The organism is Neisseria sp. P0014.S002 (assembly GCF_051958295.1).
Taxonomy (GTDB): Bacteria; Pseudomonadota; Gammaproteobacteria; order Burkholderiales; family Neisseriaceae; genus Neisseria; species Neisseria flavescens_B.
This window is the reverse complement of sequence record NZ_JBQCVO010000003.1, coordinates 161200-185204: the sequence shown is the minus strand read 5'-3', so window position 1 is coordinate 185204 and position 24005 is coordinate 161200. Positions and strand designations below refer to the sequence as shown.

The following is a 24005-nucleotide window of genomic DNA, read 5'->3' as shown; positions in this document are numbered from 1 at the left end:
AGCGGTTTACAAGAAGAAAATTGCAGCCACAGTCACGGCGATGATGCCGTAGATGGTCATAGGAATAACAGTTTTCTTGATGATGGCACCTTCGGCGTTGTTCACGTTCAACACGCTGCACACGGCGATGATGTTGTTGATGCAGACCATGTTGCCCATTGCGCCGCCGACGGATTGCAGGGCGAGGATGAGGGTAACGGACAGGCCGGTATCAAGCGCGATTTGTTGTTGAATCGGGCCAAAGGTCAGGTTGGATACAGTGTTGGAGCCGGAGAAGAATGCACCGATTGCGCCCAAGTATGGGGAGAAGTACACCCAGTGTTCACCGGCCATATTGGCAAATTCTTTACCGATGATTTTTACCATGGAGTCGTCGCCGCCAACCATCATCAGTTGAACCATAATCAGCGCACCCATCAGGGCAAGCAGAGGTTTTTTAGTTTGGTTGAAGGTTGCAGCGTAGAAAGACCACGCATCTTTGAATTTGGTTTTGTACAGCAGGATGCAAATCCAAACAGTGAAGACAAACGGAATCCAGGCCGGAACGTAGAGGGTTTGGTAGGAAGCATTTACGCCTTGGCCGAAGATGTTGCCGAAGGTGATGGTCAGAGAGTCGCTGACGGTGATTTTGGACAAATCAAACGGCAGTTGGAAGCTGAACCATTCTTCTTTGCTGGTCAGCAGGCCTTTGATGCCGAGCTGTTTGATACGGGTAACCACCAGCATACCGATAAGCATACCCAGAGGGGCAAGTGCTTTGGCAACTTGGGCGAAAGGTACTTTTTCGGCATTCGGGTCTTTCGGATGGTCTTTGCTCAAGCCCCAGCCGTGGTTGGCCGCGAATACGGACACCATCAGACCGATTGCGCCAGCAACCAGAGATGGGAATTCTTCATTGACCATTGCCAACGCGACGTAAGGAAGGGTACAGGAGAATACGGCGATACCGATGAAGCCCAAGTTTTTGCGGATTTCAGCCCAAGGTACGATGAAGCTCAAGCCGATAACAGGGATCACGAAACCTGCAAAGAAGTGCATTACGCCGGTTTGCATACCGATTTCCATAATGCTCTTTTGGTCCAAGCCCAAAGGTGCGAAGCCGAACCAAGTCGGAGTACCTACTGCACCGAAGGAAACAGGTACGGAGTTCATGACCAAAGCGAAGATAGCTACTTTTAACGGGTTAAAGCCCAAGCTCATCAGGATTGGCGCGGCAATGGCGGCAGGCGTACCGAAACCGGATGCGCCTTCAATCATAAAGGCGAAAGACCAGCCAATGATCATCAACTGGGCAATCGGATTCGGGCTGATGGTAGCCAGCCATTTGCGGATGACGTCGATACAGCCGGTGGTTTCCATCATGCGGTTAAACATAATGGCACCGAAAATCACGGTAATCGGGGTCAGGGTAGAGACGAGGCCGGATGCGGCTGTTGCATTGAGCAACATGGCGTCGTCGCCGAAATAAAACAGTTTGATGGCATAAATCAGCGCGGCGGTAATTGGCAGCGCGACGTAGGACGGCATACTGTTTTTCTTAACCATCAGCCAGATCAGCAGCACGATGGGAAAAATACTGAGAAAGAGAGCCATGGGATTATCCTCGGGGCAACAAGCATCATAACCGTCAATCAATGGCGGTTTGATGCGATGTGTTGAGTAATAGATGTTTTTCGAATAAGGATTGCCACCTTTTAGATGCAACCAGTTATCAGGTAAATTGGTTTTACCAATTTATGAAAACTGTTGCACACTTTACGTAATCTTATGTAATCGGTCAAGAGGTTTGTAACAAAAAAGGCCGTCTGAAATTGGGTTTTCAGACGGCCTGAGAGCATTGCCAGTAGTGCATTTGGTCGAATATCTAATGGTATTTACATTCAATATTTTGTAAAGGTTTTGTTTTTAATTGATTTCAAACGAATTATTCTATTCCTGCCCATTTATGCGTTTGTACGCTCAGTTGCCAATGGACGGGGGCGTCGGGTCGGCTGTTTAATACGCCGATTTGGCGGATGGTGTCGTAGATATTCATCACACCGTCTTGTTCGCAAGGCGAGAGGTAGTAATGTTGGGCGCGGATTTTGCGTTCCATTTCTTGGCAAAACGCAATGACATCGCCGTCGGCAATAATGCGCACTTCATTGGCTTTCTCAATGCAACTAGATTCATATTTGGCGGCATAGCAGGCTTTAGGACTGGTGGCAACGTAGTCGATTTGCGGCGGCGCGGGGTTGAGGCCGTTGGTTTCGATACACAGAAAATAGCCTTCGGCTTTGAGTGCATTGAGCAGGGTATCCAAATACGGTTGAATGGTGGGTTCGCCGCCGGTAATGATGATGTTGCGCGCCGTGTAGGTTTTCAGACGGCCTAAAATATCGGACAGGCTCATCATGCCGAATTTAAGGTAGTCGGTATCGCACCAGCTGCAGGCGAGATTGCATTTACCCAAACGGATGAAAACGGCGGGCATGCCTGTATTCCAGCCTTCGCCTTGCAGGCTTTCAAAGATTTCGACAATGCGGTATTGGGGATTGTTCGGAGTGATTTGAATGGTCATGAATATTGGGTGTGCGGGTTTTAATTGTTGTGGTGAAGCGTTTTGAGAAATCGGTTGAGGCAGCCATTCTTTCTGTTAGTTTGAGGGGAAAGAATGGCTGTTGTATTTAAGCGTTAATGACGGCTGCGGCGGCCAAAAATGCCGGCAAGCCTTGTTTGAGCAAGATGCCTTTGTTGCCGGATGAAAACGCGCCCCATGCGGCGGCGATGAGGACGAAGCCGAGGAACAGGATGGTCGCGCCGTAAACCGCGTTGTCGGGTGCGGCAAAGCGCGCCCATACCAAGCCGATGGCGAGGAAGCCGTTGTACAGACCTTGGTTGGAAAACAGGGTTTGCACGTGTTTTTGTTCTATAAATTCGTAAGGCATGTTGAACAGTTCTGATGCTTTTTCGCTTGGGATTTGCGTCATTTCGAGCCAGGCGATGTAGAAATGTTCGACAGCGACGAATAGGACGAGGAGGGTGGAGAGGAGTTTCATGAAGATTCCTTTTGATGTTTGGCGGATGGGTGTGTTTGGGGAACAGGCCGTCTGAAAAATACAGGCCGTCGGTTTATTCCCCTTCATATTCTGCACACGAAGTCGGCGTTTCCCATAATTTTACGCTGCACACTTTGACACCGGCGTTTTTCAGACGGCCATACATTTCTACGCTCATGTTTTCGGCGGTGGTGCGGCAGGGCAGGCGCAGGGTTTTCATGTTCCAGCCTTCCAAAAGCGCGGCGATTTGGCTTTCGCGTTCGTTGTTGCCGTGATAGATGAAGGCATGGTCGAACGGGTCGGTAATGTGTTGTTTGACAATGGCTTTCAGGTCGGTAAAGTCCATCACCATGCCGTCTTTTGCGCCGCCTTGGATAACGGGCGCGGAGACGGTGATTTCGAGTTTGTAGGTGTGGCCGTGCAGGTTTTGGCACTTGCCGTCATGCCCGTCGAGCATGTGCGAGGAATCGAAGGTAAAGATTTTGGTGATTTTCATGAGATGAAGGAAGCCGATGAGGCCGTCTGAACGGTGTAAAACCTGTTTCAGACGGCCTTGGGATTATTGTTCGGAAGGAAGTTTGAGGAAATGCTCGCGATAATGGCGCATTTCTTCGATGCTTTCGAGGATGTCGTCCAATGCCTTGTGCGAACCGCGTTTAACCACGCTTTTGGCAACAGCCGGATTCCAGCGTTTGGCCAATTCTTTCAGCGTGGATACGTCCAAGTTGCGGTAGTGGAAATAGGCTTCCAAACGCGGCATGTATTTGACCATGAAACGGCGGTCTTGATGGATGGAGTTGCCGCACATGGGCGTGGATTTTTCGGGTATCCATGCGGACATGAAGTCCAACAGGTTTTGCTCGACTTCGGCTTCGGTCAGTCTGGATTCGCGCACGCGTTGGGTCAGGCCGGTGCGGCCGTGGGTGGCGGTGTTCCACTCGTCCATGCCGTCGAGCAACTCGTCGCTTTGATGGATGACGTAAACGTCCGATTGCGCCAGTACGTTCAAATCGGAGTCGGTAATGATCATGGCAACTTCGATAATGCGGTCATGTTCCGGGTTGAGGCCGGTCATTTCCATATCGAGCCAGCAGAGATTGTTTGCGTTTTGGGTCATTTCAGACGGCCTTGTGTTTTCAGTTGGCAGTATTATAAAGGATAAAGGTTCGGGCCGTCTGAAAGCATTTGTAACAAGTTGTGCAATCTCTTGATATAATCGTCCGTTACACAAAAAATCACCGCCAAAAATCATGAACCCAAGCCCTTTGCTCGATATTATCGATACGCCTCAGGATTTGCGCCGTCTGGAGAAAAAACAGCTGCCGCAAGTCGCCGCCGAATTGCGCGAATTTCTGTTGGATTCCGTCGGTAAGACGGGCGGCCATTTCGCCAGTAACTTGGGCGCGGTCGAGCTGACGGTGGCGCTGCATTATGTGTACGACACGCCCGAAGACCATTTGGTCTGGGATGTCGGCCATCAAAGCTATCCGCACAAAATCCTCACCGGCCGCAAAAATCAAATGCATACCATGCGCCAATACGGCGGTTTGGCGGGTTTCCCGAAACGCAGTGAGTCGGAATACGACGCGTTCGGCGTGGGGCATTCTTCCACATCCATCGGCGCGGCATTGGGCATGGCCGTTGCTGACAAACAGTTGGGCAACAACCGCCGCAGCGTCGCCATCATCGGCGACGGAGCCATGACGGCAGGTCAGGCATTTGAAGCCCTGAACTGCGCAGGCGATATGGATGTCGATTTGCTGGTTATCCTTAACGACAACGAAATGTCGATTTCCCCCAATGTCGGCGCGCTGCCGAAATACCTTGCCAGCAACGTCGTGCGCGATATGCACGGCCTGTTGAGCACCATCAAAGCCCAATCGAGCAAAGTATTGGATAAATTGCCCGGCGCGATGGAGCTTGCCCAAAAAGTCGAAAATAAAATCAAAACCTTGGCAGGCGAAGCGGAACACGCTAAACAGTCGCTGTCTTTGTTTGAAAACTTCGGTTTCCGTTACACCGGCCCGGTGGACGGCCACAACGTTGAAAATCTGGTGGACGTATTAAAAGACTTGCGCGGCCGCAAAGGCCCTCAGTTGTTGCACGTCATCACCAAAAAAGGCAACGGCTACAAATTCGCCGAAAACGACCCTGTCAAATACCACGCCGTCGCCAAGTTGCCGAGCGAAGTGCCTGCGCCGGAAGTCAAACCTGCCGCGGCCAAACCGACTTATACGCAAGTGTTCGGCCAATGGCTGTGCGACCAAGCGGCGGCGGACGAACGTTTGGTTGCCATTACGCCTGCCATGCGCGAGGGAAGCGGCTTGGTTGAGTTTGAACAGCAATTCCCCGACCGCTATTTCGACGTCGGCATCGCCGAGCAACACGCCGTTACCTTTGCAGGCGGTTTGGCATGCGAAGGCATTAAGCCTGTCGTGGCGATTTACTCCACTTTCCTGCAACGCGCTTACGATCAGTTGGTGCACGACGTTGCCTTGCAAAACCTGCCTGTTTTGTTCGCCATCGACCGTGCAGGTATTGTCGGTGCAGACGGCCCGACCCATGCCGGCTTATACGACTTGAGTTTTTTACGTTGTGTGCCGAACATGATTATTGCCGCACCTAGCGATGAAAACGAATGCCGCCTGCTGCTCTCAACCTGCTATCAGGCAAATTCGCCGTCCGCCGTCCGTTATCCGCGCGGCACAGGCACGGGCGCAACCGTTTCAGACGGCCTGGAAACCGTTGAAATCGGCAAAGGCATCATCCGTCGCGAAGGCGAGAAAATTGCCATTATTGCTTTTGGCAGCATGGTTGCCCCATCATTGACCGCCGCCGACAAGCTGAATGCGACCGTTGCCGATATGCGCTTTGTCAAACCGATAGATGAAGAGCTGATCGTCAGCCTTGCCCGGAGCCACGATTACATCGTTACCGCTGAAGAAAACGCCGAACAAGGCGGCGCAGGCAGCGCGGTGTTGGAAGTGTTGGCGAAACACGGCATCTGCAAACCTGTATTGCTGCTGGGTGTAGAAGACAAAGTTACCGAACACGGCGATCCGAAAAAACTTTTAGCCGATTTGGGGCTGAATGCCGAAGCCGTTGAAAAACGCATTGCCGGTTGGATAGAGGCCGTCTGAAAAATATTAAAACATCTCAATACATTGCGTAATTTATGGGAAAAAAATTAATCAGCATCAGTATGGTGCGCAACGAAAACGACGTTATCGAATCGTTTGTCCGTCATAATCTCGAGCTGATGGATGAAATGCACATCATCGATCATGGCAGCAGCGATGGCACAAGGGAAATCCTGATTCAATTGAAAGAAGAAGGTTTACCGATATTTATCTATCAATATCAAGCGCTCAAGTTCAATCAAGACCAATTGGTAAACCTGCTTATGAAGCAGCTTGTAGCAAAAGATGAAGCGATAGATTTCGTTTTCCCGCTGGATGCGGACGAATTTATTTCATGTCCTAGCCGTACCATGCTGGAACAACTCTTGGATATCATCGGAGAAAGCAGGATCGGTATGTACCTTTGGCGCGGCTATTTGCCGACATCGTTGCAATACAACCCCGATTTCACCACACAATTTACCGAGCAACGCCTCGAAACGCTCTTTACCCCCAAAGTCATTATTCCCAGATGGGCTGCTGAATCTTGCAGCATGATTATCGGCAGCCATTATATGTTGGATAAAGATGGCAATAAGGTTAAATCAACCCTGTTTCATTCGCCGGATTATCGAGGTTTACATTCCTGGTTTATCGAGCAGTTTTCCGCACAATTTGCAGAGACCGATTTGTTGTGGCTGGGGCATTTCCCAATCCGCTCCTTGAACCAGCACATCAAAAAAATCCTCGAAAAGTCCATCTTGATTGCCATTAAAGACGGAAGCAACGATATTGCCTGGGAAAACCAGTTGCGCGAATTGTTGGATAACGGCATGAAGATGGACTTGAACGATTTACGGCTGTTGGCATACAGATACCGCTCCGGCTCTACAAGTTTGGAAGACCCGCATTGTAAAGTCAGCCGTTACGAACCCTTGCGTAAAAAACCGCTGATGCTGAAATACACCTCGCCGGAAGCAGGCGATCCTTTGATGACTGTTGGGCATCTGGTACTTGCATTGGCAAGCGGCGTACAAGATTCCTCTTTAGGCCTTAAGGCCGTCTGAAAAACACAGCCCGCACACACAATAATAGGAAAGTTATGATCAGCATCTTTGATATTTTCAAAATCGGCATCGGCCCGTCCAGCTCGCACACTGTCGGCCCGATGAAGGCAGCGGCTGCTTTTGCCGATTTGCTGCATGCCGAAAACTTGGATACACAAGTGGCGCGCATTGTCATTGAAGTATACGGCTCGCTTGCTTTAACCGGCATCGGACACGGCACATTCGACGCATTGCTGCTCGGTTTGGAAGGCAGCCTGCCGCACGATATCCCGCTTGCAGATATCCCCCAACGCTTGGAACTCATCCGAACGCAGCACGTTTTAAAACTCAACGGCCGCGAAATGGCCTTCAATCCTGAAAAAGATTTGGATATCCGCGGCGACAAAGTGTTGCCCAAACATCCGAACGGTTTGAACTTTATCGCCTACCATTCAGACGGCTTGAAGCTGAAAGAGCAGATTTATTATTCGGTCGGCGGCGGTTTTATCGTAACAGACGAAGGATTTGCACAAGAGGCGCAGGAAAATGGCGATGTGCCGTATCCATACAAAAACTGCGACGAGTTGTTGGCACAATGCCGTCTGAACCAGTTGAATATTTCCGAAGTTGTGTTGGCCAATGAAGCGGCGTTGGCAGGTTGCGATGAGGCTGAAGTGCGCCGCCGTGTGGCCGCTGTGGCCGATGTGATGGAAAACTGCATCAAGCGCGGCTTGGGTGCGGAAGGGCAGTTGCCCGGCGGCTTGAACGTGCGCCGACGCGCGCCGCAGTTGGCAGCCAAACTCAAAGTCCTGCGCGAGAGCGAAATCGTCAATACCCAACTTTGGCCGATGGTATACGCCATGGCGGTCAATGAAGAGAACGCCGCCGGCGGCCGTGTCGTAACCGCACCCACCAACGGCGCGGCAGGCATTATTCCTGCCGTTTTGCACTATTTCCGCAAATTTAATCCGCACGCCAACCAATCGCGTGTCGAAGATTTCCTGCTGACTGCCGGCGCCATCGGTATTTTGTATAAAACCAACGCGTCGATTTCCGGTGCGGACGTCGGTTGCCAAGGTGAAGTCGGCGTGGCGTGTTCCATGGCGGCAGGCGCATACGCCGAAGTTATCGGCGGTACCCCGAAACAAGTGGAAAACGCCGCCGAAATGGCCATGGAACACCACTTAGGTCTGACCTGCGACCCTGTCGGCGGCTTGGTGCAAATCCCCTGTATCGAGCGCAACGGCATCGCCGCCGAAAAAGCCCTCAAGCTCGCCACCCTCGCGCTTTTGGAAGACGGCACAGACAAAAAAGTCTCCCTTGATGAAGTGATTCAAACTATGTTGCAAACCGGCCGCGATATGAAGGCAACTTATAAAGAAACCTCACTCGCAGGTTTGGCTATTACCTTGCAGAAAAAAGCCGTGCCGGTATCCGTGCGCGTGGTGGAATGTTAGTAATAGGGTAGGGGATATGCCCGATAAAAAAAGGCCGTCTGAGAAACTTTCAGACGGCCTTTTTTTGTATGGATCGAATAACTAACCGTTTTTTTGATAAGGGTTTTCCAGTCCGGCCATTAAGTCGCGGAAGTATTCGCGCAACTGTTTTTCGGAGCAACCCATCAGTAGCGCGTCTTCAAATGCGTCCTGCGCTATTTGGTACAGTTCGTTCAAGTTTTCGGTCATGACTTTGACTTTTTCGGTGCAGGAAACAATCTGACCGTCATCGTCATACCATTTGGGCATTTGCGGCATTGCCATCATGTACCTCAATTCAAGAAACGGGATGGATCATTTTTCTTCACGCGGCGGCCAAAGGCGTATTTCGCGTTCCAATATTTATGGCCGAGGCTGGTAATTTCGATACGTTTGCCTGTTCTCGGCGCATGAATGAAATTGTTGTTGCCGATGTAAAGGCCGACGTGGGAAATACGGCCGCGCCCCATGGTGCGGAAAAAGACCATGTCGCCCGGCTGCAACTCGGAACGGCTCACGGCAACGCCCATTTGCGCCTGTTCGGCAGAGGTGCGCGGCAGGTTTACGCCCATGGCGCGTTTAAAGATGTGTTGCATGAAGCCGCTGCAGTCAAAGCCAGTAGAAGCTGATGTGCCGCCGTAGCGGTAGGCCACGCCGAGCAAGCCCATGGCGCTGCCGATCAATTCGTCTGCATTGCCTGAAGGGGAGCGCGTATTGTTGCTTGGAGCGGAGTATGTATTGACGGGGTGGACAGGGGTTGCCTGACGCGTATCGCCGTAAACGTTGGCGTTGTCGTTGAATTGGTTTAAAACACGCTGACGGGTGGTAATCAGGTTTTCCAAATCATCGGCGTAAGAAAAATTGACGCTCGCGAGCATGGCGACCGAAGTCCAAACTGCTGCGAGCCGGAGTAAAAAATTCATTATAAAAACTTCCGTTTCAGAAGGCATTCCCTGCCGATTGCAGGCACATTGCCGGTTTCTGAGATGTTATCCCGTATCATTCTCTTGTTATCTGTTTGATTGTATTCAAAAACCGTCTTTTTGGCAAAAAAACTGCTGTTATTTTGCGTTAAACCCTTGTTTCCAAACAAACTAGAAAAACATCAAAAGCGGTTTCGCTTGATTTATCCGCCGCTGCAACCATATAAGCGGCATTCATTGATTTATTTTCAGAGACTGACATGACACAAAATCACAGCGATATCCGTACACGCTTTATCTTCGACGATATGCCTATCCGCGGCATGCACATCCGCCTCGAAAAGGTTTGGCACCACATCGTCAACCAAAAACATTATCCTGTCGCCATTCGTCGCGCATTGGGTGAATTGTTGGCCGCCGGTTCTTTATTGTCTGCCAACCTTAAAAACGAAGGCACGCTGATTGTTCAGGTTCAAGGTCAGGGCCGTCTGAAAATGTTGGTGGTGGAAGCGACTTCTGAAAATACTGTCCGTGCTACCGCGCGTTGGGACGAAACCGCTGACATCCGTGATGATGAAAGCCTGACTGCGCTGTTGGGCGAAAACAGCGTGTTCGTTTTGACCCATCAGCCTAAAGATGCCGACCCATGGCAAGGTGTTGTCCCGCTGGAAGGCGACAGCATTGCGCAAATGCTGGTCAACTATATGAAACGTTCCGAGCAGCTCGATACCTATATTACGCTTGCCGCCGACGACCAAGCCGCAGGCGCATTATTGCTGCAACGTCTGCCGGAAGAAGAATTGGATGATGCCGCATGGGAGCATGTGACTACGCTTGCGCAAACGCTTACTCCGCAAGAATTGACCGGTTTAGATGCGCATCACGCCCTTTACCGCCTTTACCATGAAACCCCGCCCCGCGTTTTTGAACCGGAAGCCATTGAATTTGCCTGCACCTGCTCTCGCGGCAAAGTCAGCGATATGCTGTTGATGCTTGGCGGTCAGGAAGTTGGCGGTGTGGTGGCGGAACAAGGCAGCATTCAAATCGATTGCGATTTCTGTCATACCAAGTATGTGTTTGATGAAACCGATGTCAACGCTTTGTTTGGCGCGGATGTGGTGAATGCCGTACGCCAAGAAAATGAGCGTTTGCAGTAAGCACGGGATAAAAGTTTCTTAAGGAAATTGGCTTAATAGAAGGGTAGGTGTAAAACCTGCCCTTTCTTTTTGGGAAAACTGAATATCATCAATAGAAAATGCCGTCTGAAAAAGCGTGGCTGATTTCAGACGGCATGATTGTTTTAAACGATGCGTTTAATGTTTAAAGATTATTTCCAAACCAACAAAGCGTGGTTGCGTTTGCCGCGGCGGACGATGGTGTATTTGCCGAAACGTTTGTGTTCGTCGGTCAGCATGTAGGCATCGTCAGGTTTTTCAGTGGCATGGTTCGGATTGTTGGCTTCAGCAGGTTTGCCGTTGAGCAAAACCGCTTTGCTGTTTACAAAACCGCGTGCTTCTTTGTTGGAAGACGCCAAACCGGTTTTTACCAAAGTCTCCACCACGTTGAGGCTCTCGGAAACTTCAAAAGTCGGCAGGCCGTCGAGTGCCAGCTGCTCGAAGTCGCTTTCGGTGAGATGGCTTTGGTCTTCGGCAAACAGGCTTTCAGAAATGCGTTGGGCGGCAGCAAGGGCTTCTTCGCCGTGAATCAGACGGGTCATTTCCTCTGCAAGAATGCGTTGCGCTTCTGGCTTGGTGCCGCTGGCTTTGTCTTTCGCTTCGATGGCATCGATTTCTTCGATGGACAGGAAGGTGAAGTATTTCAGGAATTTATACACATCGGCATCGGCGACTTTCAGCCAGAATTGGTAGAACTGATACGGAGAGGTTTTCTTTGCGTTCAACCATACCGCGCCGCCTTCGGTTTTACCGAATTTGGTGCCGTCTGATTTGGTTACCAAAGGCAGGGTTAGGCCGAATACTTGTTTTTGGTGCAGACGGCGGGTCAAGTCGATACCGGCAGTGATGTTGCCCCATTGGTCGGAGCCGCCGATTTCCAAAACCGCGCCATGACGTTTGTTCAATTCGGCAAAGTCGTAGCCTTGCAGCAGGGAATAGGCGAATTCGGTGAAGGAAATGCCCACATCGTCGCGCTCGATACGCTGTTTGACGGATTCTTTGTTCAGCATGGCGTTGACGGAAAAATGCTTGCCGATGTCGCGCAGGAAGTCGAGGCAGTTCATGCTGCCGAACCAGTCGGCGTTATTGGCCATAATGGCCGCGTTGTCGCCGTCAAAGCTTAAGAAAGGGGTCAGTTGGTTGCGGATGCTTTCTACCCAGCCGGCAACGGTTTCGGCAGAATTCAAGCTGCGTTCGGCGGCTTTAAAGCTTGGGTCGCCAATCATGCCGGTCGCACCGCCCACCAAAGCAATCGGTGTATGGCCGGCTTGTTGGAAACGGCGCAATGCCAATACAGGCAGCAAGTGGCCGATGTGCAGGCTGTCGGCTGTCGGGTCAAAACCGCAATAGAGGGAAATTTTTTGTTCGTTTAGCAAAGCGTCTAAGGCTTCGATGTCGGTAGTTTGCGCGATTAAGCCACGCGATTGTAGGTCTTTGATGACGCTCATTGTTATCTTCCAAAAAAATTAGCAGTTTTACAAACTGCTAATTGTAACAAATTTCATCGGATGAATGGCTATGGCTTACTGAAGAAGCGTGTGTTTTTCAGAAAAACGCTTGGCCAGTTCTCTGCCGCCGTAAGGGTTGATGTGGTCTCTATCGGAATAAACCGGCAATCCGTTGATTTTGAAATTTTCCGGAATATAGGCAGTGGCATTGATAATGTGCACATTGGCATATTTTTCTGCCAATTCTTTGATGCGTTCATTTCCTTTTGAGGTGACTGTTTCATCAATGGCAAGATTCTGACTAAATCCCGGTATGCGGTAAGACAGAATATAGGCGCGCAAGCCGTTGTATGACAGATTAGGGTTGTCTATCATCAGGTAAACCGCTTGTTTTTCCGAAGAAAGTTTTTGCAACATGAGGTCGAATTTTTTGAAAAAATCGGCATCGTAAGCAAGGGAGTGACTGTTTTCAGGCATTTGGCTGCCCCAGCGCATGGCCAAAAGCACTTTTGAGTATTGGGGTAGATGCTCTTTGGCATACTCATAAACAGCACGGCAGGAGGCGTTTTGCTTGAATACGGGGGCGGCATAACCTTCTACATAGGCACAACTGTCTGCCGTGACCATCGTTGCCGACCATTTTTCTTTTTTGCCGACGGTATCAAAAAACGTTTTATATTGGTCGGCATGCGAATCGCCCAAAATCAGTAATTCCGGCTGTTTGTCGGTATCGCCCCAAACACATTGCTTGTCGGTATTGTTGTGGCAAGAAGTGTAGGAACGCGCCAATCCCATATGATCGTACTGCTCCATAAACGGAAGCCTCATGGCAAGAAAAGGCGTTATGGCCAAAACAAGCATGGGGACGGCATAAATCCATGTCACAGATTGGGCAAAAGAGCCTTTCCAGTTTTTAAACGGTTTCTCGACAAAATAATAAGAAAGCAGAGAGAGTGCAAACATTAAGACAATCGCGACCGCAGTCGAATACGAAGGCAGATTGTTTGAACCGATGTATCTCATAAAAGCCAATACAGGCCAATGCCACAGATACAGTGAATAGGAAATCAAGCCTATGCCGACAGTAATTTTCCATTGGAAAAATTTTTTCAGCCGGTGTTCAAATTGATTGAAATAAATGAATGCGGCGGCGGCCAAACAAGGAATGATGGCGGCAGGCCCCGGGAAATAGGCGGTTTTTTCCGTATAGGTAAACAGGCAGGCAAACAGTACGCATACGGAAAGTAATGCGCCTGCCGCCGCATATTGTTTGCCGGTATCCAGCCCTTGTTGTTGCCGGTATTGCATCCACACTGCCGTCAACGAGCCGATCAGCATTTCGCAGGCGCGCAGGTGGGGAAGGTAATATTTATCCAGTGTAGTCGGTATAAAAGAAGCCAAAATGCTGAATACGCATAGTGTGATGAGAAAGGCAAACTGAGTGCGCCAACTTTTGCGGACAACCAGTAACAGCAATATCGGGAAGACGAAATAATATTGCTCTTCGACCGATAAAGACCAAATGTGAAGCAAAGGTTTTTCTTCTTGTATGGGGTCGAAATAGCCCTGGCCCTTTGCAAAAAAGATATTGGAGATGAACCCCAAGGTGGACAGGGCTGTCCTCCATAAAAGGAAGAAATCATCTTTGGTGAATAAAAGAAAGCCGCATACCAGCGTTACCGTCAATACGGTAAAAAATGCGGGCAGTATCCGCTTGATACGGCGGATGTAAAATTTTTTGAACGAAAAAATCCCGCTGCTCATTTCACGATGGATAATCATCGTGATCAGAAAGCCGGAAATGACAAAAAAGATATCAACACCAAGAAAGCCGCCAGGCAGCCAGTTTTTTTCAATATGGAAAACGACAACGGATAGAACAGCAACGGCACGCAATGTATCAATATCTGGGCGGTAAGATAAAACTTTGCTCATAATATTTTGATTTTAATTAGTTTATTTTAATGGCGTCGTCTGAAAAGTGATTCCTGCCGAGAATGGCGGCATTTCGGAGGTCGGCCATTGTTTGTCAGTATTGGGCAGTTTGTTTGCCTTCTTAGAATGATTGCTGATGATATGCGTTTGAATAGTAATGGATTAGAGTAGGAATACAGTTGATAGTTTCAACATAATATTTAATATGTTGTTTTTATAATGAATCAATACGATGTGGTATTGTTTAATTGTTTATTGTCATATCAATGGTATTGTTGTTGATGATGTAACCTTGCGCTATTTTTAGGTAAGGCGTCGGCAAGAAATGGGAGATTTTAAGAAAGAAAAATTACGGGACATGCCCGCATTGATTATGGAGATAATATCTTGTTTTGTTGATATTTTAAGACATGAGGCCGTCTGAAAATAAATTCAGACGGCCTTAATCTTAGAAAAGGCCGTCTGAAAAAAGCGGTACGCTGGGTTTATACGTTAAAGAGGAAGTGCATCACATCGCCGTCTTGTACGACGTATTCTTTGCCTTCCACACGCATTTTGCCTGCTTCTTTGGCTTTGGCTTCGCCGCCTAAAGCGATGAAGTCTTCGTAGGAGATAACTTGGGCGCGGATGAAGCCGCGTTCAAAGTCGGTATGAATCACGCCAGCGGCTTGCGGGGCTGTGTCGCCTTTGTGGATGGTCCAGGCGCGGACTTCTTTGACGCCGGCAGTGAAGTAGGTTTGCAGGCCCAAGAGGTCGTAGCCGGCACGAATCAGGCGGTTCAGGCCCGGTTCTTCCAAGCCCATTTCGGCGAGGAATTCGGCTTTTTCGTCGTCTTCCAATTCGGCGATTTCGCTTTCCATCGCGGCGCATACGGCCACAACCGGCGCGTTTTCTTTTTCAGCCAATTCTTTCAGGCGGTCGAGGTGCGGGTTATTTTCAAAACCGTCTTCGGAAACGTTGCCGACATACATGGCAGGTTTGGCAGTCAGCAGGAACAGCGGTTTGAGCATGGCGAGTTCTTCCGCGTCCAAACCGAAGGAGCGTACAGGCTTGCCTTCGTCCAAATGCGGCAGCAGTTTTTTGCACAGTTCGACCAGTTTTTGCGCGTCTTTGTCGCCTGAGCGTGCGCGTTTTTCTTCGCGGACGATGGCTTTTTCGACGCTGGTCAAGTCGGCCAGTGCCAACTCGGTGCCGATGGTTTCGATGTCGGCAATCGGATCGACTTTGCCTGCAACGTGAACGATGTTGTCGTCGTCAAAGCAACGTACGACGTTAACAATCGCGTCAGTCTCGCGGATGTTGGCGAGGAACTGGTTGCCCAAGCCTTCGCCTTTGCTCGCGCCTGCAACCAAACCGGCAATGTCGACAAATTCGACGATGGCGGGCTGCATTTTTTGCGGATTGACGATTTTTGCCAATTCGGCCATACGCGGATCGGGGACTTCAACGATGCCGACGTTGGGTTCGATGGTACAGAAAGGATAGTTTGCCGCTTCGATACCCGATTGGGTCAGCGCGTTAAAGAGGGTGGATTTGCCGACGTTGGGCAAACCGACGATGCCGCATTTCAAGCTCATGGTTTTTCCTGAAAAGATAAAAGTTTAACGGCGGATTATAGCATATTGTGGAGGTACTCAAAACAGCCGCAATGCTGGTGTGTTCTTATAATAAAAGGCCGTCTGAAAACTGTTTCAGACGGCCTTTTTTCCGTGCTGCCTTAGCCGGTGTTACGCAAACCTTGCGCCACGCCGTTGATGGTCAAGTGAACCATCAGCAGGGCGTGCGGATTGTCGGGTTCTTTGCGCAGGCGTTTGAGCATGGCGACTTGCAGGCCGTTGAGGGCGTTCAGGTATGGAATCCTCAAGGCAAGCGAACGGGCGAGGCTGCGGTTGTCGCGCAGGAGCTCTTCGGTTTGCAGCAAGTCGAGCAGTGCTTTGCGGCTGCGTTGGTATTCTTCCTTGATCATGCCGAAGATGACTTTTGCTTTGTCGGGTGATTCGCTCAAGCCGGCATAGTTTTCCGCCAAAGTGATGTCGGTTTTCGCCATCACTTGTTCCATATTGGAGAGCATGGCTTGGAAGAACGGGTTGCTTTGGGCGTGTTCGCGTAGGGCGGCCAGTGTGTCGGGATTGCCTTCGCACAAGGTTTCCACTGCGCTGCCGAAACCGTACCAAGCCGGCAGCATGAGGCGGTTTTGCATCCATGAGAATACCCACGGAATTGCGCGCAAGTCCTGAATCCGAGCCAAGGTTTTGCGGCTGGCGGGACGGCTGCCGAGGTTGAGGGTGGCGATTTCCTGAATCGGGCTGGTTTGCAGGAAGTAGTCGATGAAGTCGGGGTGGGTAATTAGTTCGCGGTAGTATTTGAACGATACGTCCGACAAATCCTGCATCAGTTTGGCATCAGGGTCTTTTTTATCCGGCAGGATGCTGGCTTCCAAAGTCGCGGCAACCAAGGTTTCCAAGTTGCGTTGGGCATTGCCCGGGTCGGCGTATTTGGCGGTAATGACTTCACCTTGCTCGGTAATGCGGATTTGTCCGGCAACGCTGCCTGCAGGTTGCGCCAAAATGGCTTGGTAAGAAGGGCCGCCGCCGCGACCTACGCTGCCGCCGCGGCCGTGGAACAGGCGCATGCGGACATCGTATTTTTTGAAGAGTTCGACCAAGCCCAACTCTGCCTGATATAGACACCATGAGCTGGTAACGTAGCCGCCGTCTTTGTTGGAGTCGGAGTAGCCGAGCATGATTTCTTGGATGTTGCCGCGGCTTTCGAGCAGGGCATCATACCAGTCGAGGCGGAACATGGTTTCCATGACCGGACAGGCGTTTTCGAGTGCTTCGATGGTTTCAAACAGAGGCACGATGTTGATGCGACTGTGCGGTTTGCCGTTTTCAACCACCAACAGGCCGCTTTCTTTCAGCAGCAATGCCAAGGCGAGCAGGTCGCTGGGTTGTTCGCAGTTGGAAATAATGCTTTGTGTGACGGCATCTTCACCGAATTCGTCTTTGATTTTGCGCGCTTCGTTGAAAATTGCCAATTCGTGGCGGGTATGGTCGCTGTATGTGATGAACGGGCTGTACAGCGGACGTTGATGGCTCAATTCGCGCAACAGGGCGGTTTGTTTTTGCTCTTCGTTCAGGCTGTTGTAGTCTTCCAAGCCTGCGTGTTGGAAAAGCTCGGCAACCACATCGGCGTGTTTGCCTGCGTGTTGGCGCAGGTCGAGCGGCATCATGTGGAAGCCGAACACGGACACGCTGCGGATAATGTCGGACAGACGGCCTTCTGCCAGCAGTTGGCTGCCGTTTTCGTGGAGTGAGCGTTGCAGTTTTTTCAGGTCGTTGAGGAACTCTTCGACCGTGGCATAAGGCTCGAGGAAGCCGAATTTGCAGCCCATGCCCAAACCGAGTGAGCGTGCCTTGCCCATGGCGCGTGCCATGATGTAGGCGATGGCGCGGCGGTAGGGTTCTTCGGTGCGGGCGATTTCTTCGTCAGGCGAGAGGGCGGCCAGTGCCATCACATCGTCGTTGACTTTGACGCGGCGGATGGAGAGCGGCAATTCGCGGTAAAGTTTGTCGAGTTCGCCGCGATAGAAACGGAACACTGCGTCGGCATGCCGTCTGAACGCAAAACGCAAGGTTTCGGCAGAAACGAACGGGTTGCCGTCGCGGTCGCCGCCGATCCAGCCGCCGATTTTGAGGATATTCGGAACGCGGACTCCGGGATAGGCCGTCTGAAAATCGCGCTCCATTGTACGGTAGAGCTTGGGCAGGGCTTCAAAGAAGCTCATCGGGAAGATGGATACACCGTTGTTAATTTCGTCGTTGACGCTAAGTTTGTGGCGACGCGTTTCGCTGGTCTGCCACAGGCCCAAAAGCACGGTGTCGATTTCGCGGCGCAACTGAGCCAGCGCATCAGGGTTGGTACAGCGTTCGCGTTGCGGCAGCAGAGCGCGGATGCGGCGGTTGAAGCTTAAGACAGTTTGGCGTTGCACTTCGGTCGGGTGCGCGGTCAAAACGGCGGTAACGACCGTGTTGTCCAGTTGTTGTTGCACCGCTTTTCCGTTGATTTTTCCGGCTTTGAGCTTGCGCACGGTTTCCGTCAGGCTGCCTTCGGCGCTGTTGTGTCCGGCCTCTTCGTGGATTTGGCGGCGGCGTTCGTGGTGTACGTCTTCGGCGATGTTCAAAATCTGTGCGAACAGGCCGCAGGCCAAGGTTAAATCGTGGGTTTGTTGTTCGTCCAATTGCGGCAACACCTTTTCAATCAAGGCAGCGCTGTCGTCTGAAGTCGATAATAACTTAACGGTTTCGACCACCAAAGGCGACGCTTCCTCATGCAGCAGATTGAAAAGAGACTGTTTTAAAAATTCCGCATCCGCCGCCAGAGCGGCATCTTTTGGATTATTTAAGATATGCAGTTGCATGATTTTTCTCTTATTTAAATGTTAATTTGGGTATATCGTGAATCCATTGTATAGCAAATTTTTGTAAACTGCCAATGCTGCCGTCCGATACATTTCAAACCGGAAAACGGCCGTCCGTATCCGCCGCGTGGTCGCTGTCTATAAAATGCCGTAAAATATTGCCCATTAAAACAGAGGCGAGAAACCCATGATTGAATTTCCCAACCAGCCCGATTTTCCTGAACAACACACCGCCATCGCCGTCGGCACCGTCAACATGAGCCAGCAGGCGATAAGGGTGTTGATAGAGAATGCCACCGAAAAGGCAAGTATCCTGACCATCGCCCGTGTTGCCGCCATTCAGAGCATCAAACAAACCGCCAACCTGATTCCGCTGCACCTGCCCGGCCGTATCATTGGAGTGCAGGTTGATTTCGATATTAACGTTGAGTTGGCCTGCCTGAAGGCCACGCTGACCGTCCAAGCGCACAGCAACGGCAGCATTGCTACCGAAGCCTTGACCGGCCTCAATTTGGCGCTCTTGAGCGTTTACGACATGATGAAAGACGTTGACCGCAATATGATGCTCAGCGGCATCCGCCTTGAATCCGAAACCAGCAGCGAAGGCCGTCCTTTCCTGTTTGACAACGCATACGAAAATATTAATTTCTAAATCACTCGGGCCGTCTGGACATTGGGTTTCAGACGGCCTTATTATCATGATGAACGATCAACAACTCCTGCGGTTCAGCCGCCATATCTTGCTTGACGAAATCGGTATCGAAGGCCAAGAAAAACTCTTAGTCGCCCATGTGCTCGTTGTCGGTTGCGGCGGGCTGGGTGCGGCGGCCTTGCCGTATCTTGCCGCCGCCGGTATCGGCCGCCTGACTATTGCCGATGCCGATACCATCGACGAGACCAACCTTCAACGCCAAATCACGTTTACCGAAGCCGACATTGGTAAAAATAAGGCTTTGGTCATGCAAGACCGTCTGAAACAAATCAACAGCCAAATACACATTACAGCCATTGCCGAATTTCTTGATGAGGCCAGGCTTGTCGAATTAGCAAAGGCCGCCGACATCATTCTCGATTGTTCCGACAATTATCCCACACGCCAAGCGGTCAACCGCGCCGCCGTTGCCACGCGCACGCCTTTGGTTTCCGCCGCGGCCGTCGGCTTTGACGGACAAATCGCCGTGTACCGTCCCGATCTTCCCGATACGCCTTGCTATGCCTGTCTGTTTGACGGCGAACAAGCCAGCGATGGCGCTTGTGCATTGTTCGGCGTTTTTTCGCCGTTGGTCGGCGTTATCGGAACGACTCAAGCCGCCGAAGCGCTTAAAGTGCTGATCGGTATCGGTACGCCGTCGCACGGCAAACTTTCTACCTACAACGCGTTGAGCGGAAAATGGCAGCAATACGGGGTGAGACGCAATCCCGAATGCCCGGTTTGCAGTGGCCGTTAAAGACAAAAAGCAGGGTAGGGGTTTCAACATTCCTAAGCCAATCCGCTAGAGTAATCATACTTATCTTTCATTAAACTTGAAGGAAGGCGTTTCTTCCCTTTTCAGACGGCCTGTGGCACGATATGATTCAATGATTAATAAATTTTTTGAGGCCGTCTGAAAAAGGATAAGGAGAAACCGGCTTAATGAATATTATTCGTGCCTTATTGGTGGTATTGGGTTGCCTGGCTTTGGGCGAGGCAACCGTTTGGATTTTGGGGTTGAAGCTGCCGGGCAGTATTGTCGGCATGGCTTTGCTGTTTGCCGCGCTTCAGGCCGGCTGGGTCAAATTGTCTTGGGTGGGAGAACTGGCAGACATTTTGATGGCAAACCTGACTTTGTTTTTGGTGCCGCCTTGCGTGGCCGTCATCAGCTATTTGGATGTGATTGCAAACGACTGGTTTTCAATTTTGACGGCCACAATCGGCAGTACGATCTGCGTATTGTTGGTGACTGGCAAAGTGCATGAGTGGGTCAGGAGGTGGATGTGATGAATATAGACGGGCTGTTGCGTATGCCCTCGGTCATGCTGTTCCTGACTTTGGCCGTGTATGCTTTGGCGGTGCAGATTCGGGCGCGCACGGGGAATGTGCTGTGTAATCCGGTATTGATCAGTACGCTGGTGTTGATGGGTTATTTGAAGGTATTTGCCATCGATTACGAGCTGTACCATTCTGCTTCGCAATTTATTGATTTTTGGTTGAAACCGGCAGTCGTGTTGCTGGCCGTGCCGCTTTATCGAAACTGGGACCGTATCCGCAGCCAGTGGTTTCCGGTGGTGTTGTCGCAGTTGGCGGGCAGCGTGACAGGCATTGTTACGGGTGTGTATTTTGCCAAATGGCTGGGCGCTTCGCGCGAAGTGATTTTGTCGCTGGCTCCCAAATCGGTGACCAACCCGATTGCGATTGAAATCACGGCGTCTATCGGCGGTATTCCGGCGATTACGGCGGCAACGGTGATTATTGCCGGACTTTTTGGACAGATGGCCGGATATAAAGTGTTGAAAGGGGCGTTGTATATGCCTTCTTCAGTGGGAATGTCTTTGGGGACAGCCTCACATGCGATGGGTATTGCGGCGTCTTTGGAATACGGCCGCCGTATGGCCGCATATGCCGGCTTGGGCTTGACGCTCAACGGTGTGTTGACGGCGATATTGGTGCCTATCTTGATTCCCTTATTGGGCGTATAGCGTTTAGGCCGTCTGAAAATAGTGTAAACAGGAGAAAATGATATGGCTGTAAATTTGACTGAAAAACGTGCAGATGAATTGTTGGAAATCGACGGCATCCGTCTGTTTACGGGTCGTGCCGGCATCAAGCAACAAAACCGCGACGATTTGACGCTGATGGTGTTGGGCGGCGGCCATACGGTGGGCGCGGTGTTTACGCAAAACCGTTTCTGCGCCGCGCCGGTGCATATCGCCAAGTCGCACCTGTTTGACCAAGATGGCGTGTGTGCCTTGGTCGTCAATACGGGCAATGCCAATGCGGGTACCGGCGCACAAGGCCGTCTGGATGCGATTAAAGTGTGTGCGGCTGTGGCGGAACAGGTCGGCTGCCAATCCAATCAGGTGATGCCGTTTTCGACCGGCGTGATTTTAGAACCCTTGCCTGTGGATAAAATCGTGGCCGCTTTGCCGCAAGTGCGCCCTGCATTCTGGTCGGATGCGGCGCGTGCCATCATGACGACGGACACTGTGCCGAAAGCCGCTTCGCGCCAAGGCTTGGTCGGCGAAAAACACACAGTCCGTGCCACCGGCATCGCCAAAGGCTCGGGCATGATTCATCCGAACATGGCGACCATGTTGTCGTTTATCGCCACCGATGCCAAAGTGTCCCAGCCGATTTTGCAGCTGATGACGCAAGAAATCGCAGATGAAAGTTTCAATACGATTACCGTGGACGGTGATACCAGCACCAACGACAGCTTCGTGATTATGGCGACAGGCCGTTGCGGTCAGAGCGAAATCGACAATACCGCCGATCCGCGCTATGCCCAGCTCAAAGCCTTGCTCGGTTCGCTGGCATTGGAATTGGCGCAGGCGATTGTCCGTGATGGCGAGGGCGCGACCAAGTTCATCACGATTGAAGTGCAAAACGCGAAAACCCGCGAAGAGGCGCGTAAAGTGGCTTATACCGTCGCCCATTCGCCTTTGGTGAAAACCGCGTTCTTTGCCTCCGACCCGAACTTGGGTCGTCTGTTGGCAGCCGTCGGCTATGCCGGTATTGAAGACTTGGATGTCGATGCTTTGAAAATGTGGCTGGATGACGTGTTGGTGGCCGAAAACGGCGGCCGTGCGGAAAGCTATACCGAAGAGGCCGGACAAGCGGTGATGAACCATCCGGAAATCACCGTCCGCATCGATTTGCAACGCGGCGATACGGAGGCGGTTGTTTATACCTGCGATTTGTCGCACGAATATGTGTCGATTAACGCGGATTATCGTTCTTAAAAACCTTTATCCTTGTGTTCAGACGGCCTTTGAGAAAAGCATCAAGGCCGTCTGAACACATTGACTGCATGCCTATTATGAAATTTCCACAGACTTGGGCGGCGCGCCTCGCCCACAAAATCCGCCAAACCAAACGCCTGTCGAAAAAAAGCATGGCTTTTCTGTTTTTGCTGGCAGGCTCGGCGCTGGTTGCCCTGACGGCTTTGCTGTTTGCGCGTTTGGCGGATTTGGCTTTGGAATGGAATGCTTTGCTGGTGGGCAAATATCCGTGGTTTGCGTGGGTGGCCTTGCCGCTGGGCTTGCCGCTTTTGGCGTGGTTTACGCGCAAATTTGCGCCGTACACTTCCGGCAGCGGTATTCCGCAGGTCATCGCTTCTTTGTCTTTGCCGTATGGCGCACAGAAAACCCGTCTGATTCGTCTGGGCGAAACCTTTTTTAAGATTCCGCTGACGTTTTTGGGCATGATTTTGGGGGCGTCGATCGGTAGGGAAGGGCCGTCTGTACAAGTGGGCGCGGCGGTCATGAACGCTTGGGGCGCGTGGTGTAAAAAGCACGGGCTGGCATTTAGGGGCATGCAGGAAAACGATTTGATTGCCGCAGGCGCGGCCGGCGGTTTGGCGGCGGCGTTTAACGCACCTTTGGCCGGTGTGGTGTTTGCCATCGAAGAATTGGGGCGCGGTGTGCTTTTGCGTTGGGAGCGCCAAATCTTGATGGGCGTGTTGGCGGCCGGTTTCATTCAAGTGGCGATACAGGGCAACAACCCGTATTTTTCAGGGTTTCAAGGGCATGAGCTGCCAAACATGCTGATGTGGGCCGCGGTGTCGGGTATTGTCTGCGGCGTGGCCGGCGGATTGTTCGGCAGCTTTTTGTATCGCGGCGCGGCGGCATTCGCACCGGTACGCTGGCGCAGTTTCATCCGCCGTCATTTGTTTGTGGTCGCCTTTGCAATGGGTATCTTGCTGGCGCTGCTCGGTACGTTTTATCAAGGCAAAACCTATGGTACGGGCTATCACGAAGCCGCTGCCGCACTCAAAGGCGCGTATGAAGCGCCGTTCGGCTTGGCCGCCGCAAAATGGGCGGCGACCGTGTTCAGTTATTGGGCAGGCATTCCCGGCGGCATCTTCACGCCGTCTTTAACCATCGGTGCGATGATAGGCGAACACATGGCTTCTTTCGCGCAACTGGGCGACGCGTCCAATGTCGCGGTTTTGCTCTGTATGGCCGCATTTCTTGCCGCCGCGACCCAATCGCCGTTGACCGCCGCCGTGGTGGTAATGGAAATGACGGGCGGACAGAATTTACTGTTTTGGATGCTGCTGACTTGCATCTTCGCTTCGCAAGTCTCGCGTCAATTCTCGCCGCATCCGTTTTACCATGCTGCAGGTTTGCGCTTCAGACGGCATATCGAAGCCGAAAGCGGACATGTTCCGCATGAGAAAAAAGAATAGATAGGCATATAAAAGGCCGTCTGAAAACTAAATTTCAGA

General features: G+C 51.3%; 21 protein-coding genes. 10 read left to right on the top strand and 11 right to left on the bottom strand.

Annotated features, from left to right (window positions below):
• Nucleotides 1-6: 6 nt before the first annotated feature.
• The 5 genes from ACTHSX_RS05310 to orn form a co-directional block, all read right to left on the bottom strand.
• Nucleotides 7-1593, bottom strand: a complete 1587-nt coding sequence (locus ACTHSX_RS05310; RefSeq protein ID WP_314597228.1) for an L-lactate permease — start codon at nucleotides 1591-1593, stop codon at nucleotides 7-9.
• A gap of 331 nt (nucleotides 1594-1924) precedes the next feature.
• Nucleotides 1925-2560 (bottom strand): 7-carboxy-7-deazaguanine synthase QueE, encoded by a 636-nt coding sequence (locus ACTHSX_RS05305; protein WP_440376936.1) that lies wholly within the window; start codon nucleotides 2558-2560, stop codon nucleotides 1925-1927.
• 106 nt (nucleotides 2561-2666) lie between these two features.
• Nucleotides 2667-3038 carry a DUF1304 domain-containing protein gene (locus ACTHSX_RS05300; RefSeq protein WP_440376937.1) on the bottom strand — a complete coding sequence of 124 codons (372 nt, stop codon included), beginning with the start codon at nucleotides 3036-3038 and terminating at the stop codon, nucleotides 2667-2669.
• 73 nt (nucleotides 3039-3111) lie between these two features.
• The gene (queD, locus tag ACTHSX_RS05295) at nucleotides 3112-3534 is read right to left on the bottom strand and encodes a 6-carboxytetrahydropterin synthase QueD (RefSeq protein ID WP_003748900.1); all 423 of its coding nucleotides are present in this window, start codon (nucleotides 3532-3534) and stop codon (nucleotides 3112-3114) included.
• A 63-nt stretch (nucleotides 3535-3597) separates the two neighbouring features.
• Nucleotides 3598-4155, bottom strand: coding sequence for an oligoribonuclease (gene orn, locus ACTHSX_RS05290; protein ID WP_295862205.1), 558 nt, complete (start codon nucleotides 4153-4155; stop codon nucleotides 3598-3600).
• A gap of 133 nt (nucleotides 4156-4288) precedes the next feature.
• Here orn and dxs point away from each other — a divergent pair, with 133 nt between their 5' ends.
• From dxs to ACTHSX_RS05275, 3 genes are read left to right on the top strand one after another with little or no spacing between them, the layout of a single operon-like run.
• Nucleotides 4289-6178: a 1-deoxy-D-xylulose-5-phosphate synthase gene (gene dxs / locus ACTHSX_RS05285; protein ID WP_440376938.1), complete on the top strand. Its 1890-nt coding sequence runs from the start codon at nucleotides 4289-4291 to the stop codon at nucleotides 6176-6178.
• Between the two features lie 35 nt (nucleotides 6179-6213).
• Nucleotides 6214-7224 carry a glycosyltransferase family 2 protein gene (locus tag ACTHSX_RS05280; protein ID WP_440376939.1) on the top strand — a complete coding sequence of 337 codons (1011 nt, stop codon included), beginning with the start codon at nucleotides 6214-6216 and terminating at the stop codon, nucleotides 7222-7224.
• A gap of 35 nt (nucleotides 7225-7259) precedes the next feature.
• Nucleotides 7260-8660, top strand: coding sequence for an L-serine ammonia-lyase (locus ACTHSX_RS05275; protein WP_440376940.1), 1401 nt, complete (start codon nucleotides 7260-7262; stop codon nucleotides 8658-8660).
• 81 nt (nucleotides 8661-8741) lie between these two features.
• On the opposite strand, the gene ACTHSX_RS05270 is transcribed toward ACTHSX_RS05275, so the two are convergent.
• Together ACTHSX_RS05270 and ACTHSX_RS05265 are read right to left on the bottom strand one after the other, a co-directional pair.
• Nucleotides 8742-8963 carry a hypothetical protein gene (locus ACTHSX_RS05270; RefSeq protein WP_004519529.1) on the bottom strand — a complete coding sequence of 74 codons (222 nt, stop codon included), beginning with the start codon at nucleotides 8961-8963 and terminating at the stop codon, nucleotides 8742-8744.
• 8 nt (nucleotides 8964-8971) lie between these two features.
• Nucleotides 8972-9601, bottom strand: a complete 630-nt coding sequence (locus ACTHSX_RS05265) for a C40 family peptidase (protein WP_440376941.1) — start codon at nucleotides 9599-9601, stop codon at nucleotides 8972-8974.
• Nucleotides 9602-9861: 260 nt separating this feature from the next.
• On the opposite strand from ACTHSX_RS05265, the gene hslO reads away from it, so the two are divergent.
• Nucleotides 9862-10758, top strand: coding sequence for an Hsp33 family molecular chaperone HslO (hslO, locus tag ACTHSX_RS05260; protein ID WP_440376942.1), 897 nt, complete (start codon nucleotides 9862-9864; stop codon nucleotides 10756-10758).
• Between the two features lie 170 nt (nucleotides 10759-10928).
• On the opposite strand, the gene tyrS is transcribed toward hslO, so the two are convergent.
• From tyrS to ppc, 4 genes are all read right to left on the bottom strand, one after another.
• Nucleotides 10929-12224 carry a tyrosine--tRNA ligase gene (tyrS, locus tag ACTHSX_RS05255; protein ID WP_440376943.1) on the bottom strand — a complete coding sequence of 432 codons (1296 nt, stop codon included), beginning with the start codon at nucleotides 12222-12224 and terminating at the stop codon, nucleotides 10929-10931.
• A gap of 75 nt (nucleotides 12225-12299) precedes the next feature.
• Nucleotides 12300-14159: an acyltransferase family protein gene (locus ACTHSX_RS05250; protein ID WP_440376944.1), complete on the bottom strand. Its 1860-nt coding sequence runs from the start codon at nucleotides 14157-14159 to the stop codon at nucleotides 12300-12302.
• A 485-nt stretch (nucleotides 14160-14644) separates the two neighbouring features.
• A complete protein-coding gene (gene ychF, locus ACTHSX_RS05245) occupies nucleotides 14645-15736 on the bottom strand; it encodes a redox-regulated ATPase YchF (RefSeq protein ID WP_440376945.1) in 1092 nt (363 codons plus the stop codon).
• A 140-nt stretch (nucleotides 15737-15876) separates the two neighbouring features.
• On the bottom strand, nucleotides 15877-18579 hold the full coding sequence (gene ppc, locus ACTHSX_RS05240; RefSeq protein WP_440376946.1) for a phosphoenolpyruvate carboxylase: 2703 nt from the start codon (nucleotides 18577-18579) through the stop codon (nucleotides 15877-15879).
• Nucleotides 18580-18766: 187 nt separating this feature from the next.
• Here ppc and ACTHSX_RS05235 point away from each other — a divergent pair, with 187 nt between their 5' ends.
• From ACTHSX_RS05235 to ACTHSX_RS05210, 6 genes are all read left to right on the top strand, one after another.
• Complete coding sequence (locus tag ACTHSX_RS05235) at nucleotides 18767-19231, top strand: cyclic pyranopterin monophosphate synthase MoaC (protein ID WP_440376947.1); 465 nt, start codon at nucleotides 18767-18769, stop codon at nucleotides 19229-19231.
• Nucleotides 19232-19280: 49 nt separating this feature from the next.
• The gene (locus ACTHSX_RS05230; protein WP_440377034.1) at nucleotides 19281-20027 is read left to right on the top strand and encodes a HesA/MoeB/ThiF family protein; all 747 of its coding nucleotides are present in this window, start codon (nucleotides 19281-19283) and stop codon (nucleotides 20025-20027) included.
• 185 nt (nucleotides 20028-20212) lie between these two features.
• The gene (locus tag ACTHSX_RS05225; protein ID WP_049343552.1) at nucleotides 20213-20557 is read left to right on the top strand and encodes a CidA/LrgA family protein; all 345 of its coding nucleotides are present in this window, start codon (nucleotides 20213-20215) and stop codon (nucleotides 20555-20557) included.
• Entirely contained in the window at nucleotides 20557-21255 is a 699-nt protein-coding gene (locus ACTHSX_RS05220; RefSeq protein WP_440377035.1) for an LrgB family protein, read from the top strand. Before ACTHSX_RS05225 ends, ACTHSX_RS05220 begins: the two co-directional genes overlap by 1 nt.
• Nucleotides 21256-21297: 42 nt before the next feature.
• Nucleotides 21298-22518, top strand: coding sequence for a bifunctional glutamate N-acetyltransferase/amino-acid acetyltransferase ArgJ (argJ, locus tag ACTHSX_RS05215; protein ID WP_440376948.1), 1221 nt, complete (start codon nucleotides 21298-21300; stop codon nucleotides 22516-22518).
• 77 nt (nucleotides 22519-22595) lie between these two features.
• The gene (locus ACTHSX_RS05210; RefSeq protein ID WP_440376949.1) at nucleotides 22596-23966 is read left to right on the top strand and encodes a chloride channel protein; all 1371 of its coding nucleotides are present in this window, start codon (nucleotides 22596-22598) and stop codon (nucleotides 23964-23966) included.
• Nucleotides 23967-24005: the final 39 nt, after the last annotated feature.